Origin of the sequence: Micromonospora sp. MH99 (assembly GCF_021442385.1) — a bacterium.
Classification (GTDB): Bacteria; Actinomycetota; Actinomycetes; order Mycobacteriales; family Micromonosporaceae; genus Micromonospora.
In genome coordinates this window covers 101495-115064 of the sequence record NZ_MUZA01000011.1, presented here as the reverse complement: position 1 = coordinate 115064, position 13570 = coordinate 101495, and the positions used below count along the sequence as shown (strand labels likewise).

Annotated in this window: 13 protein-coding genes; 12 read left to right on the top strand and 1 reads right to left on the bottom strand. The window is 70.1% G+C overall.

Annotation, left to right across the window (positions count from 1 at the left end; translation table 11 throughout):
• Positions 1-180 precede the first annotated feature (180 nt).
• The 10 genes from B0E54_RS08855 (at position 181) to B0E54_RS08810 (ending at position 9701) form a co-directional block, all read left to right on the top strand.
• Positions 181-1068 (top strand): helix-turn-helix transcriptional regulator, encoded by an 888-nt coding sequence (locus B0E54_RS08855; RefSeq protein ID WP_234582794.1) that lies wholly within the window; start codon positions 181-183, stop codon positions 1066-1068.
• Positions 1061-1264 (top strand): DUF397 domain-containing protein, encoded by a 204-nt coding sequence (locus B0E54_RS08850; protein WP_234582793.1) that lies wholly within the window; start codon positions 1061-1063, stop codon positions 1262-1264. The genes B0E54_RS08855 and B0E54_RS08850 overlap by 8 nt, the downstream gene beginning before the upstream one ends.
• Positions 1265-1305: 41 nt before the next feature.
• Entirely contained in the window at positions 1306-1641 is a 336-nt protein-coding gene (locus B0E54_RS08845) for a nucleotide pyrophosphohydrolase (RefSeq protein ID WP_234582792.1), read from the top strand.
• A gap of 137 nt (positions 1642-1778) precedes the next feature.
• Positions 1779-3689, top strand: coding sequence for a DUF2075 domain-containing protein (locus B0E54_RS08840; protein WP_234582791.1), 1911 nt, complete (start codon positions 1779-1781; stop codon positions 3687-3689).
• A gap of 300 nt (positions 3690-3989) precedes the next feature.
• On the top strand, positions 3990-4466 hold the full coding sequence (locus B0E54_RS08835; RefSeq protein WP_234582790.1) for a hypothetical protein: 477 nt from the start codon (positions 3990-3992) through the stop codon (positions 4464-4466).
• 30 nt (positions 4467-4496) lie between these two features.
• On the top strand, positions 4497-6296 hold the full coding sequence (locus B0E54_RS08830) for a glycoside hydrolase family 15 protein (protein ID WP_234582789.1): 1800 nt from the start codon (positions 4497-4499) through the stop codon (positions 6294-6296).
• Between the two features lie 59 nt (positions 6297-6355).
• On the top strand, positions 6356-7192 hold the full coding sequence (locus tag B0E54_RS08825) for an aldo/keto reductase (protein WP_234582788.1): 837 nt from the start codon (positions 6356-6358) through the stop codon (positions 7190-7192).
• 41 nt (positions 7193-7233) lie between these two features.
• A complete protein-coding gene (locus B0E54_RS08820; protein WP_234582787.1) occupies positions 7234-7902 on the top strand; it encodes a response regulator transcription factor in 669 nt (222 codons plus the stop codon).
• A gap of 4 nt (positions 7903-7906) precedes the next feature.
• Complete coding sequence (locus tag B0E54_RS08815) at positions 7907-9097, top strand: HAMP domain-containing sensor histidine kinase (RefSeq protein WP_234582786.1); 1191 nt, start codon at positions 7907-7909, stop codon at positions 9095-9097.
• Positions 9098-9209: 112 nt separating this feature from the next.
• Positions 9210-9701: a DUF2231 domain-containing protein gene (locus tag B0E54_RS08810; RefSeq protein WP_234582785.1), complete on the top strand. Its 492-nt coding sequence runs from the start codon at positions 9210-9212 to the stop codon at positions 9699-9701.
• 48 nt (positions 9702-9749) lie between these two features.
• Here the strand turns inward: B0E54_RS08810 and B0E54_RS08805 are convergent, their stop codons facing one another.
• Positions 9750-11819 carry a phosphocholine-specific phospholipase C gene (locus B0E54_RS08805; RefSeq protein WP_234582784.1) on the bottom strand — a complete coding sequence of 690 codons (2070 nt, stop codon included), beginning with the start codon at positions 11817-11819 and terminating at the stop codon, positions 9750-9752.
• 117 nt (positions 11820-11936) lie between these two features.
• Between B0E54_RS08805 and B0E54_RS08800 the strand changes: the two genes are divergently transcribed.
• Positions 11937-12953 (top strand): SEC-C metal-binding domain-containing protein, encoded by a 1017-nt coding sequence (locus B0E54_RS08800; RefSeq protein WP_234582783.1) that lies wholly within the window; start codon positions 11937-11939, stop codon positions 12951-12953.
• Positions 12954-13038: 85 nt separating this feature from the next.
• Positions 13039-13524, top strand: coding sequence for a DUF2231 domain-containing protein (locus B0E54_RS08795; protein WP_234582782.1), 486 nt, complete (start codon positions 13039-13041; stop codon positions 13522-13524).
• Positions 13525-13570: the final 46 nt, after the last annotated feature.

The following is a 13570-nucleotide window of genomic DNA, read 5'->3' as shown; positions in this document are numbered from 1 at the left end:
CGGCCGTTCGGGGGGACCGGACGGCCGCCGTGCTGTGACCAGCCTGCGACAGTCCGCAGTGGAAACGCAACGTTCTAAACCGCAATTTCGCCGGTGTGCATTGACTTTCTTTGCTGAAACCCGTAGGAGTTGCATGAGCACGTGACGCAGCGTTGCGTTATGGAACCAGGGAGTGTGCGGATGCCCGAAGACATCGGATCGACAGTGCCGCGTCGGCAGCTCGGCCGACTGCTGCGGCAGTTCCGCAACGAGGCCGGGGTGACCCTCGACGCCGCCGCCGAGGCCCTCGAATACAGCCGGCAGAAGATCTGGCGCCTCGAATGCGGCCAGGGCTCCGTCCGGGTGCTCGACGTCAAGGCGATGTGCGAGCTGTACGGGGTGTCGCCCGAGATGACCGAGGCGATGCGCGGGCTGGCCGTGGAGACAAAGTCGAAGGGCTGGTGGCACGCGTACGGGGACGCGGTGCCGAACTGGTTCGAGTTGTACGTCGGTCTGGAATCCGCCGCCGCCCACCTCCGCCGTTATGACGAGTCGCTCATCCCTGGGATCCTTCAGACGAAGGAGTACGCTCGCGCGCTCTATCGCCTTGGCGGGATGTTAAATGAGGAGGATCGCGAGCGGGCGGTACAGGTCCGACTTCAACGGCAGGCATTGCTCTTTCGGCGCTTGCCGGCAGCCCCCGGGGTTGAATCCGTGCTGTCTGAGGCGGTGCTTCGACGTGGCGTCGGCGGCTCGCCGGTCATGGCCGAGCAGCTCGCTCACCTCACCAAGCTGTGCGAGCTACCGAACGTCAGCGTCAGGGTGCTGCCCCTGGCAGCAGGCCCACAGCCTGGCGCGGTTGCGGGATCCTTCGTGATCCTCGACTTCCCGGCGACCAAGGGCGGTCGTACCGCGCCGGAACCGTCCGTGGTCTACAGCGAGTCGTTGACCGGTGCCCTGTACCTCGACAAGCCTGACGAGTTGGCCGCCTACGAGCGCGTCTGGCGAGGGCTGGATGCGCTGGCCCTCAGCGAGGCAGAATCGACTGACATGATCAAGCGGATCGCTGGGGAGATGCGGCATGACTGACCTGACCGGCGCCGTCTGGCGCAAGAGCACCCGCAGTGGCGACAACGGCGGCGACTGCGTCGAGGTCGCCACCAACATGCCCGACCTGGTCGCCGTACGCGATTCCAAACATCTTGACGGGCCAGCTCTTCGCTTCGAGCACCGTGCCTGGCTCATGTTCACAGCCGCCGTGAAATCGGCCAGCCTCCCCGAGTAGGAGAACGCGGGCGGTACATGACATCTGCGATGCTCCCAGCCATGGATGACCTGACAGGCCACGTACGGGCGTTCGCCGAAGAGCGGGACTGGCAGCAGTTCCACACGCCCAAGAACCTGGCGATGGCTCTCGCCGGTGAGGTCGGTGAGCTGATCGCCGAATTCCAGTGGCTCACACCTGAGCAAGCCGAGGCCGTCATGTCCGACAGAACGGCCGGTGACCGGGTCAAGGCCGAGATCGGCGACGTGATGATCTATTTAACCCGGCTCGCTGATGTCCTCGGCATCGACCTGGTCGAGGCGGCTTCGAGCAAACTCGAGGAAGTGGCTCGTCGCTACCCGGTCGACCAGGCTCGCGGGTCGGCCGCGAAGCGATAGCTGGCGGCAGCGCCACCATGGCGCTGAGTTGATCTCTTCGCTACAGTCCATCACGTAGGAGCGCGTCACGACGGGCTTCCGGCATCTGCCGGACACGCCCCCCATGCGCACGATCACTTCGTGCTGCCCGGGGGCAAGTGTTGTCAGCGTTCCGTACGTCCGCCGATGGTCTGCTGCGGCTGGTCGGCAGCGGCACACTCGCGGACCGGATCGTCGAGCAGATTGGCCGCAACGTGAGCCCGGCGGAACGCCGTGCCTGGTCGCGGAGCCTTGAGGTGCTGGGTCAGGATCTCGCCGACGCAGGGCTGGGCCGGGTCGAGATGCTCATCGAGTACCAGCTACCGCTGACCAGCAAGCGGGTCGACGTGGTGCTGGCTGGTGTGGACCCGAGGACGTCTGACGACTCGTACGTGGTTGTAGAGCTGAAGCAGTGGTCCTACGCCGAGTCCTACGAGGGCTCCGACACACTCGTGGCGATCGAGCACGCGAGTGGCCCGCGGCTGCATCCCGGCGTCCAGGTCGAGCAGTACTGCGAGTACCTGACGGACTTCCTCGGCATCCTCGCCGGGCATCACCACCCGGTGCGTGGGGTCGCCTACCTGCACAACGCGGTCGACCGCGACATCAGTGACCTGTTCGACCGGCCGGCGACCGAGCAGAGCCGGATCTTCACGAAACAGCGGCGTGGCCAGTTTCTCGACTACCTACGTAGCCACCTAGCCCCAGCATCAGGCGCAGGCGCCGCAGACCGTTTCCTGACCAGCTCTGTCCGGCCCAGCCGCCATCTACTCAGGTACGCCGCACAGGAGCTGAAGGACCGCTCGCACTTCACGCTGCTGGACCAGCAGCGTGTGGCGTACGAGTTGGTCCTACACGCCGTTGAGCGGGCGCGATCGGCGGATCGCAAGTCTGTCGTGGTCGTTTCGGGCGGACCGGGCAGCGGCAAGAGTGTGATCGCGCTGTCGGTGCTCGGTGAGTTGGCACGTCAGAACCGCTCCGTCATGCACGCGACCGGCTCGCGGTCGTTCACTCAGACATTGCGTCGGTACGCCGGCAAGGGGTCGACCCGGCTGAAGAATCTTTTTGGTTACTTCAACAGCTTCATGTCCGCCGAACGCAACGGGCTGGACGTCCTGATCTGCGACGAGGCCCACCGCATCCGGGAGACCTCAGTCAACCGGTTCACCCCGAAAGCCAAGCGGGAGAAGTCTCGTCGGCAGATTGACGAACTCATCGCCGCCGCTCGGGTGCCGGTTTTCTTACTCGACGAGCACCAAGTGGTGAAGCCGGGAGAGTTGGGCAATGTCGAGGTCATCTCGTCGTACGCGAGGCAACTCGACCTTGAGGTTGAGGTCGTGTCGTTGCACAGCCAGTTCCGCTGCGGAGGCAGCGAAACGTACGAGCAATGGGTCGTCGACTTTCTCGGTCTCGACGGGGGTGAGCCGTCGGTCTGGACCGGCGACGGCAGGGTCGACCTGCGTCTCGCAGAGTCTCCGGAGGAGATGGAAGCCTTCCTCGCCAGCAGACAGGCGTCCGGCGTCAACGCCAGAATGTCCGCTGGGTACTGCTGGCCGTGGAGCGATCCGCGTCCGGACGACAGCCTGGTGCCGGATGTCCAGATCAGCGCTTGGTCGCGGCCATGGAACGTCAAGAGCGACCGCAGCGTCGGAGATGCACCAGGCAGCGCGTTCTGGGCCACGGATCCGAACGGTTTCGGCCAGGTCGGCTGCGTCTACACGGCGCAGGGCTTCGAGTACGACTGGTCGGGCGTCATCATCGGGCCGGACCTGGTTGCCAGGGACGGCTACTTGGTGACCCGACGCGAGGAGTCGAAGGATCCGGCGTTCCGCAGTCGCAAGACGGTCAGCGATGCCGAAGCGGATCTGCTGATCCGCAACACCTACAAGGTCCTGTTCACGCGCGGGATGAAGGGCACGATCATCTACTCGACCGATCGGGAGACACGGGAGTACCTCGCCTCGATGGTCAAGGCGACCCGGCCAGTCGAGACGGTGTACGAGACGGCCATCGAAGGCGACCTCGGCTGACGCACGGTTGAGAGCGGCAGCCCATCACGTGCGAAGAACGCTCGCCACCCGGTCGCTGCGTGCTGACGTGGTGGAGATCCTGCTTGAGGTAGGGGCACGGCCCTGTCTGGCTGCCCCGTCGCGCTGCCAACTCGTCGAGGGGCGTCTGCGCGAGCGGGTCGGTGCAGAAGGTCCGGTGGCTTATGGTGAGAAACCGGGCACCCGGTGGGCGGGTGTCCGGTCCGGGCCGTGGGATTCACGCTGCTCAGCCGGAGGGTGGACCGATGACCGAGAACGCCCGCGACGTCGTCGACTGCTGAGATGGACTGGGCCGGATGGGCGTTGTTCGGGTTGGTGGCCACCGCGGCGCTCACCGCGGCGATGATCACCGCTCAACTGGCCGGCCTCACGCGGCTCGACCTTCCCCTGGTGCTCGGGACCTTCGTCACCGAGGATCCCGATCGGGCGCGGGTCGTCGGGTTCTTCCTGCACCTCTGCACCGGTCAGGGTTTCGCCCTCGGTTACGCGGCCGCGTTCGCGCTGCTGCACCGCGCAACCTGGTGGATCGGCGCGCTGTTCGGGATTGTGCACGTCGGGATCGCGCTGACGGTGATTCTGCCGCTGCTTCCCGGTGTCCACCCGCGGATGGCCTCGCAGCGAGCGGGGCCGGCCAGCACTGCGGTGTTGGAGCCGCCCGGTCTGTTCGCCGTCAACTACGGCATCCAGACTCCCGTGGTCACGGCTGTCGTCCACGTCGTCTACGGGGTCTTTCTCGGGCTGCTCCTGCAAGCCCGGTGACCCGACCCGAGTCGTCACGGGGCGATCTCCATGACCGATAGGCCGCCGATCGGCGACTACGGTCTGCTGGGTGACACGCGTACGGCCGCCCTGGTCGCGAGTGACGGCGGCATGGACTGGCTCTGCGTGCCCCACTTCGACGGCGATCCCCTGTTCGGCAGACTGGTCGGGGGCCCGGACGCGGGAACGTTCCGGGTCGGCCCGGCCGGGCCGGCCACTGTCGTCGAGCGGCGTTACCGGCAGCACACCGCCACCCTGGAGACGACCTGGGCGGTGGGCGGCGGCCGGCTCCGCCTCACGGAGGCGATGGTGGCCGAGGTCAGCGGTCGTCTGCTGCCCACGACACTTGTCGTGCGACGACTGTCGGCCGAGCAGTCGGCGGTCGACGCGGTGGTGGAGTTCGATCCCCGCCTTGGCGCTCGGCGCCGCCGGCCCCGGGTCCACCACCGACGCCAGGGCCTGGTGTGTGAGTGGGGGGCGCTCGCGGTCGCGCTGGACAGCACGCCCAGGTTCCGCATCGAACCGGGTCGGCCCACCTCGATCACGGTCCGGCCCGGCCGGCCGGTCACCCTCGTGCTGGCCGTGGCGCACCGCGAACCGGTGATCCACGTCGAGCCAACTGTCGCCTGGGAACTGCTCGTCGCGGACGAGGCCCGGTGGCGATCGTGGACGGCGGAGATTGACGAGCGGCTGCCGTTCCGCGAACACGTCGCACGAAGCCTGCTCACCTTGCGGCTGTTGACCTACTCGCCGTCGGGAGCGCCGGTGGCCGCGCCCACCACGTCACTGCCCGAGGACCCCGGTGGGGTACGCAACTGGGACTACCGCTACGTCTGGCCCCGTGACGCCAGCATCGGCGTGAGCGCCTTCCTCAGCGTCGGCAAGACCGACGAGGCCCGAGGTTTCCTCGCGTGGCTGTTGCACGCCAGCCGGTTGCAACGGCCACGCCTGCCGGCGCTGCTCACCCTGCACGGCCGGCACGTGCCGGCGGAACGGGAACTGGTCGGTTGGCCCGGCTACCTCGACAGCCGTCCGGTGCGGATCGGCAACGGCGCCGCCGGCCAACACCAGCTCGACGGCTACGGCTGGGTGATCGACGCCGCCTGGGCGTTCGCTCAGGCCGGACACCGCCTCTACCCGGAGACGTGGCGGGCGGTGCGCGGTTTCGCCGACGTCGTCGCCGGTCGTTGGCAGGAGCCGGACGCCGGCATCTGGGAGGTACGCGAGCCCGCCCACCACGTCCATTCCAAGCTCATGGGCTGGCTCGCGCTGGACCGCGCCCTGGCCATCGCCGACCGGCACCGCCTACCCGAGCGCCAACGTCGGCGCTGGCAGAAGGCCCGGGACGCCATCGCCGCCGAGGTCCGCACGCGCGGCTTCGACCCGACGGCGGCCAGCTACGTCCGCAGCTACGGGTCGCAGGACCTCGACGCGGCGCTGCTCGTCCTGCCGCTGCTCGGCCTGGACGGGACCGGGTCACCCCGGGTACGGGGCACCATCGACGCCATCCGGGGTCGGCTGTCCGCCGGCGGTCCGCTGCTCTACCGCTATCCGCCCGGCCGGGACGGCCTCCCCGGCACCGAGGGCGCGTTCCTGCCCTGCTCGTTCTGGCTCGTTCAGGGACTTGCCCGCACCGGGCGTCGCGGCGAGGCCGTCGAACTGTTCCAGGCCGTTGTTGATTACGCCAGCCCACTCGGCCTCTACCCCGAGGAGGTGGACCCCGCGACGGGCGCCCACCTCGGCAACTACCCTCAGACGCTGACCCACGCCGCCCTCATCCAGGCCGCGCTCGCCATCCGAGACGCCCCCACTGGTGACGGGTCGTCCTGAGGGACCGTCCGGGCGGGAGGCACGGCCCGCGGGCGGCTCGCGCGGGTAGGGTTTCGATCATGACGATTCCGCACCTGACGGCCGCCGACGGCACCACACTGCCGGCGATCGGGCTCGGCACGTACCGGCTGAACGGCTCGGCGGGTGTCGACGCGATCGGGCAGGCGATCCGGGCGGGTTACCGCTTGCTCGACTCGGCGGTGAACTACGAGAACGAGGGCGCGGTGGGTCGGGCCGCTCGCGCGGCGGGCGACGTACGCGGTGACCTGGTAGTCACCTCGAAGCTGCCGGGTCGGCACCACGGCTTCGACGAGGCGCTGACGACGATCGAGGAGAGTGTGTTCCGCACCGGCCTCGACCGGATCGACCTGTACCTGATCCACTGGCCGAACCCCAGTGTCGACAGGTACGTGCAGGCGTGGCGCGCGCTCATCGAGGCACGGGAGCGCGGGCTGGTGAGACACATCGGTCTGTCGAACTTCCTGCCCGAGCACATCGATCGGCTGGTGGCCGAGACCGGGGTCGCTCCGGTGGTCAACCAGATCGAGGTGCATCCGTACTTCCCGCAGCGGGAGGCGCTCGCCTACCACCGGGAGCACGGGATCCTCGTGCAGGGTTGGAGCCCGCTCGGCCACGGCAACGACCTGCAGCGGCATCCCGTCATCACCGAGATCGCGAACGCCCACGGCGTCAGCCCGGCGCAGACCATCCTCGCCTGGCACGTGGCCCGCCAGGTGATCCCGCTGCCCAAGGCCGCGTCGCCGCAGCGGCAGATCGAGAACCTGGACGTCTTCGACATCACGCTCAGCGACGCGCAGGTCGAGGCCATCACCGCGCTGGGCCGCCCGGACGGGCGGCTCGCGGACCAGGACCCGGCGGTGTACGAGGAGTTCTGAGCCTCCCAAGCGGGATCGTGGCCAGGGGGAATACTGGGCGGGTGGAGATTGACCGCCCGCGCCTGCTGCTGGTCGAGGACGACGGCGCGCTGAGCGCGCTGCTCACCGACCTGCTCACCGAGGAGGGGTACGAGGTCGAGGTGGCCGGCGACGGGCAGAGCGGCCTGCACCGTGCCCTGGCCCGCGACTACGACGTGCTGGTGGTCGACCGAGGGCTGCCCGTGCTGGACGGGCTGGGGTTGGTCACCCGGTTGCGGGCGCGGGGTGTGACGTGCCCGGTGTTGCTGCTCACCGCCCGGGGCACCCTGGACGACCGGGTGGAAGGGCTCGACGCGGGTGCCGAGGACTACCTCGTCAAGCCCTTCGAGGTCCCTGAACTGCTGGCCAGACTGCGGGCACTGCGCCGTCGACACCAGGACGCGGCGGGCCGGTTGCCGCTGGGGCGGCGACGGTGGCTGGACGTGGGAAACCGACAGGTGCTCGACGAGGACGAGGAGATTCCGCTCTCCGCCCGCGAGTTCGCCGTGCTGCGCGCCCTCGCCGGCCGGCCGACGAAGGTCTTCACGCGTGCCGAGCTGCTGAGCAGCGCGTTCGACCACGCCGACGCGCCGGGCAGCGTCGACGCCTGCGTGCACCACCTGCGTCGCAAACTGGGTCGGGGGGCGATCCGTACGGTGCACGGTCTCGGCTACCGGATCGGCGCGGTCTGACGGCGTGGACGAGGCCCGACTGGTTCAGGCCCGACGGCGCAGTGTGGCGCAGACCGCCGGGGCGATCGGCGTGGTGCTGCTGCTGGTCGGTGCGCTGATGTTCGTCCTCACCAGTCGGCAGGAATCGCGGGCGCTGAACACCGAACTGGCGCAGGTGCTCACGATGGCCGAGGACACCGACGACCCGCCGCCCGGCGAGTTCCTGGCCCATCGGGCGGCCGGCTCCGGTGCCGCCGAGGTGACCGAGAGCGCCTCGCCGGAGCTGACCCGCGTCCTCGGCGATGCGCTGGAACGGCAGCCGGGGCGCTTCGACACGGATGCGGGAGACGACCAGCGGGTACGGGTGTTGGTCGCCGACCGGGCGGACGGCAGCCGCTGGGCCGTCGCCGCCGACCTCGCGCCGCTGCGTCAACGCCAGGGGCAACTCGGCATCGCGCTGCTGGTCGCCGAACTGGCCGGCCTGACAGGTGCGGTGGTGGCCGCGGCGCTGCTCGCCCGACGGGCGGTCGCGCCCCTGGCCACCGCGCTGACTCTGCAACGCCGCTTTGTCGCCGACGCCTCGCACGAATTGCGCACTCCGCTCACCGTGTTGCACACCCGTGCACAGGTGCTGGCCCGACGATCCCAGACGGAGCCGGCGGCGCGACTCACCGACCAGCTCGACCAACTCGTGGCGGACACCCGGGCGCTCGGCGACGTGGTCGAGGACCTGCTGGTGTCCGCCGCTGCCGAGCATCAGCCGCCACCGGCCGCGGTCGTCGATCTGAGCGAGGTGGCCCGCGAGGTGGTCGCGAGCATGCGGGAGTACGCCCGGGAGCGGAGGGTCGAGCTGCGCGTGGAGACCTCCGGCACCGCCCCGGTCGTCGGAGCGCGCACGGCGCTGCGCCGGGCGACGACCGCCCTGGTGGACAACGCGATCGGGCACGTGGCCGCTGGCGGGCACGTCACCGTGACCGTGCGACGGCACGCCGGTCAGGTGTCCGTCGAGGTCACCGACGACGGTGTGGGCCTCGACCCGGCCGAGGCGGACCGGCTCTTCGAGCGCTTCGCGCACGGCACGGCCGGCGCGGGCCGCCGTTTCGGGCTGGGCCTGGCGCTGGTGCAGCAGGTCGCGCACGCGCACCAGGGGTCGATCACGGTGGCCGGCGCTCCGGGTGCGGGTGCCACGTTCACGCTGCTGCTGCCGGCAGCCTGAGCGACCCACCGACGCCGCCGCTGGGTCGGATGACGTTCGACACCGCAAGAACTTCGCAAGAAATCGGCAATATGGTGACGGGCAGTGACATCCCGAGCGCCGAGGAGACCCCGTGCCCGACACCGTCAACGGACTGCCGCTGCACCCACTCGTCGTGCACGCGGTGGTGGTCCTCCTGCCGCTGGCCGCGCTCGGTGTCGCCGCGCTGGCCGTCCGGCCGTCCTGGCGGGGCCGCTACGGTGGGCTCGTCGTTCTGATCACCGCGCTGGCGACGGCCGCGATCCCACTCGCCACCTCCAGCGGGGAGAGCCTGGAGCGCCGGGTCGGCGACCCGGGCGAGCACGCCGAACTCGGTGACACGCTGCTCTGGTTCGCCATTCCCCTGCTGGTCACCGCCGTCGCGCTCTTTTGGCTGCACCGCCGGGACACCCGGCCGGGCGACTCCCGCCGGACGCCGAGGGCTCTCGCGGTGGTGGTCGCGGTGCTGGCCGTGGTCGTGGCGGTCGCGAACCTGGTGCAGGTCTACCGGGTGGGTGACTCCGGGGCCAAGGCCGTGTGGGGCAACACCCCGGCTGCCTCCGCCGGGCACGGCGACGACGACTGAAACGCCGCGCCACCCGGGCCGGTAGCGACCCGGGTGCCGCGGCGTCGGTCAGACGAGCCCGCCGAGGGCCGGGTCGCTGATGCTGTCCTTGCCGTTCTCCACGTGACCGGCGTACCGGCGCTCGAAGCCGGCGTCACCCGCCACGGTGAGCGCCAGGTCGTACCAGCCGTGGGTGCGGGTGAGCTCCCACGTCGCCCGCTCCGCCTGGCCGGGCCGCAGCGCCAGCGTCACCGGACGGGAGTGGTAGCCGTCCCGGACGGTCACCTCGACCCGCTTCGCGCCCCGGTTGCCCAGCGTGAGGACGATCTTGTGGTCGTGCTCGTCGTACGCGGCGGTGACGTCGAGCTGTGACCGGCCGCCAGTGAACCGGCGGTAGAAGCCGTTCGGCCCGTGCACCGACAGGTCGTAGGAGGACTCGATCGCCCAGGTGTCCGTGAGGCGCTTGCCCGGCTCGACGGTGTAGCTGCGCGGGGCCGCCGTGCTGCCCGCCTGGCGGACCTGGAAGACCGCGCCAGCGCCGCCGGTGTTGCGGAAGTCGATCCGGAACGCGCCGTCGGTGACCTGGCCATCGGCGTGCAGGGTGTACGGGATCGGCCGCGCCGGGCGTACGCCGCGCTCCTGCTTCGGCAGCCGCCCCTTCGCCGGGGGCACCGGCACCTCGTCGGGGTGCCGGACCAGGTCGTCGGGCTTGAAGTCGTCGGTCTCCGGCAGCTTCACCTCGCGCGACCGGTTCGGGTGCCGGAAGTCGAAGGCCGTGGTCAGGTCACCGACGACGGCCCGCCGCCACGGGGTGATGTTCTTCTCGACCAGGTCGGCCCGGCCGTGCCCGAACCGCGTCTCCAGGAACTTGATCAGCGAGGTGTGGTCGAAGACCTGGGAGTTGACGTAGCCACCGCGGGTCCACGGCGACACGATGATCATCGGGACGCGGATGCCCAGGCCGTACGGGCCGGCCGGGTGGTCGGCGTCGCCGGGGAAGATCTCGTTGGTGGTGGGCACTGTCGACTGCCCGTGCTCACGCGTCTGCGGCGGCGTCGGCGGCACCACGTGGTCGAAGAAGCCACCCTCCTCGTCGTACGTGATGAAGAGCGCCATCTTGCTCCACACCTCGGGGTTCGCGGCGAGGATGTCGATGACCTGCGAGATGTACCAGGAGCCGTACGCCGGCTCCCAGTTCGGGTGCTCGGTGTACGCCTCGGGCGCGGTGATCCAGGAGACCTGCGGCAGGCGTCCCGCCTCCACGTCGGCCCGGAAGTCGGCGAGCAGCGCCTCCGGGTCGCGGCCCTGGGTGCGGATCTCGGTGCCGGTCTTGGCCCTGTCGGCCAGCGGCGTTCCGGGCTGCGCGTTCTGGTACTGGTGGAAGTAGAGCAGCGAGTTGTCGCCGTAGTTGCCGATGTACGGGTCGTTCGTCCAACCCCAGGAGCCGGCGGCGTTGAGGCCGGTGCCGACGTCCTGGTAGATCTTCCAGGAGATGCCGTTGCGCTCCAGCCGCTCCGGGTACGTCGACCAGTCGTAGCCGGCCTCCGCGTTGGTGATGACCGGACCGCCGCCCTTGCCGTCGTTGCCGACCCAGCCGCTCCACATGTGGTAGCGGTTCGGGTCGGTCGGGCCGATCAGGGAGCAGTGGTAGCTGTCGCAGACGGTGAAGGCGTCGGCGAGCGCGTAGTGGTAGGGCAGGTCCTGGCGGGTGTGGTACGTCATCGCCGTGACGCCCTTGTTGGGCACCCACCCGTCGAACCGACCGTCGTTCCAGGCGGCGTGCCCGTCGTTCCAGCCGTGCGGCGGGTCCGGCAGGAAGGTCTGGCCGAGGTCCTTCACCTCGGGGCGGAAGGGCAGCAGCTCGTCGACGCCGTTGGGCTGGTGCCACACGTCCTTGCCGGACGGCAGTGTCGCCGGATGCGGGTCGCCGAAGCCGCGTACGCCGCGCATGGTGCCGAAGTAGTGGTCGAAGGACCGGTTCTCCTGCATCAGGATGATCACGTGCTCGACGTCGTTGATCGAGCCGGTCCGGTTGTTCGCCGGGATGGCGAGCGCCTTGCTGAGGTCCAGCGGGAGCGCCGCACCGATCGCGGGAACACCCATTGCCTTGAGGAACGTACGGCGATCCACCGTGCCCATAACTCCGCCTTTGTGCGATCTGGTCGAGAAACTGGCGACCGGACGCTATCGAGGTCTGGTTGACGGCAGATGGCCATAATTCGGCCGGGCGGAAGCACGCCGACGTACCGTGAGGTCGTGCCGACGAGAGACGTACTCACCAAGGCTGACCTCGCCGAACTCCGCCGTTCGGTGCTCGGGACGGCCGACCCGCTCGGTGTCGCCGCCGACGTGGCCGAGGCGGCCCGGCAGGGCCGGCTCCAGGATCCGGACGACGCCGGGGACGCGCTGACCCTGGCCGCCGAGATCGCCCAGATCCGGGCCCGGCCCGATGCCGCGATGCGGTACGCGGACGAGGCGCTGGCGGCGTACCCGTCCGCCGACGATCCCCGGGCCGGAGTTGTCCGCGCGCTGCGGGCCCGGGTGATGTTCCAGGCCGGCGACCGCGACGACGAGGCGATGGCGGAGCTGACGGCGCTGCGGCCGCTGCTGCTCACGCAGCCCGACGCGCCCGCCTACGTGAGTGCGGCGCTGGACGCGGCCGGCCGTTCGGCGATCGCCGAGACATGGCTGAGCGAGGCGGTCGACAGTCTGCTGGGTGAGCGGACCGGAGTGACGGCCGACCCGGAGGTCGGTCCGCCGGACGCGCCGGGTGTGCTCTTTTCCCTGCTGCAACAGCGCCACCGGGTACGCCGGAACCTCAACCTGACGCACGACCGGCAGGACGATCTGGCCGACCGCCTGGAGAACCAGCTCGTCCGCCGCGCGGCGGAGCGTCAGGGCGGTGATACCGATCTGCTCCTCTGGCCCCGGGAGGAGTTCGACAGTCTGCTCGCCGCGCACCCCGAGCTGACCGACGTGTACGGGCCGGACTGGGACGCGCACCGGGCCCGGCTGGAGAAGGAGCTGGTACGGCTGACGGCTGCCGGCCGGACCGGGCTGGGCGTGTTCAGGGCGACGGTGGCGGGCCTGCACGCGTTCGCCGGTCGACGCGACGGCGACGCGACCGACGCGGCGATCCGCGCCGGTTACGCGGCCGAGGTGTCGGCGCGACCCAGCTCGCGGGTGCCCTGGCCACCGGAGCGCAACGACCCGTGCTGGTGCGGCTCGGGCCTGAAGTACAAGAAGGACTGTCTGCCCCGCTCGCGCAGCTGATCGTCGGCTCTGGGCACGCCCAGTCGGTACCGATAGCCTCCAAGCCTGGATCATCGAGATCCGCCATGGCCGGAGGAGTCGCCGAATGTTCGAAGAGTTCCTGGGCATCCCCGCTCACCCTCTCGTGCTGCACGCCGCTGTCGTGTTCGTGCCGCTGCTGGCCCTCCTGACAGTCGCGTACGCGCTGGTCGCGCCGATCCGGCCGCACACGCGCTGGGTGCTGGGCCTGCTCGCCGTGGGCGCACCGGTCGCCGCCCTGCTGGCGAAGCTCACCGGCGACGCGTTCTTCGCGCGTATGCGCTCCGCCAACCGCGTCACGCCCGAGTTCGTGCCGAAGTTGGAGGCGCACCAGGATTTCGGCGACCTCACCCTCTACGCCGCGATCGGGCTGGGGGTCGTGGCACTGGCGCTGGTCTGGTTCGTCGCGCCGCGCGGCGCGCAGGTCGCGCGCGGCGGTCGGGCGCTGACGCTGGTGTTGCAGGTGCTGTCGGTGGTGGCCGCCGGCATCGCCGTGTACTACGTGGTCCGTACCGGCGACTCGGGCGCGAAGGCGGTCTGGGAGGGCCAGTGACGAGCGCGGGCGCGGCCCGGCCGGAGCCGGACCGCACCCGCGCGGT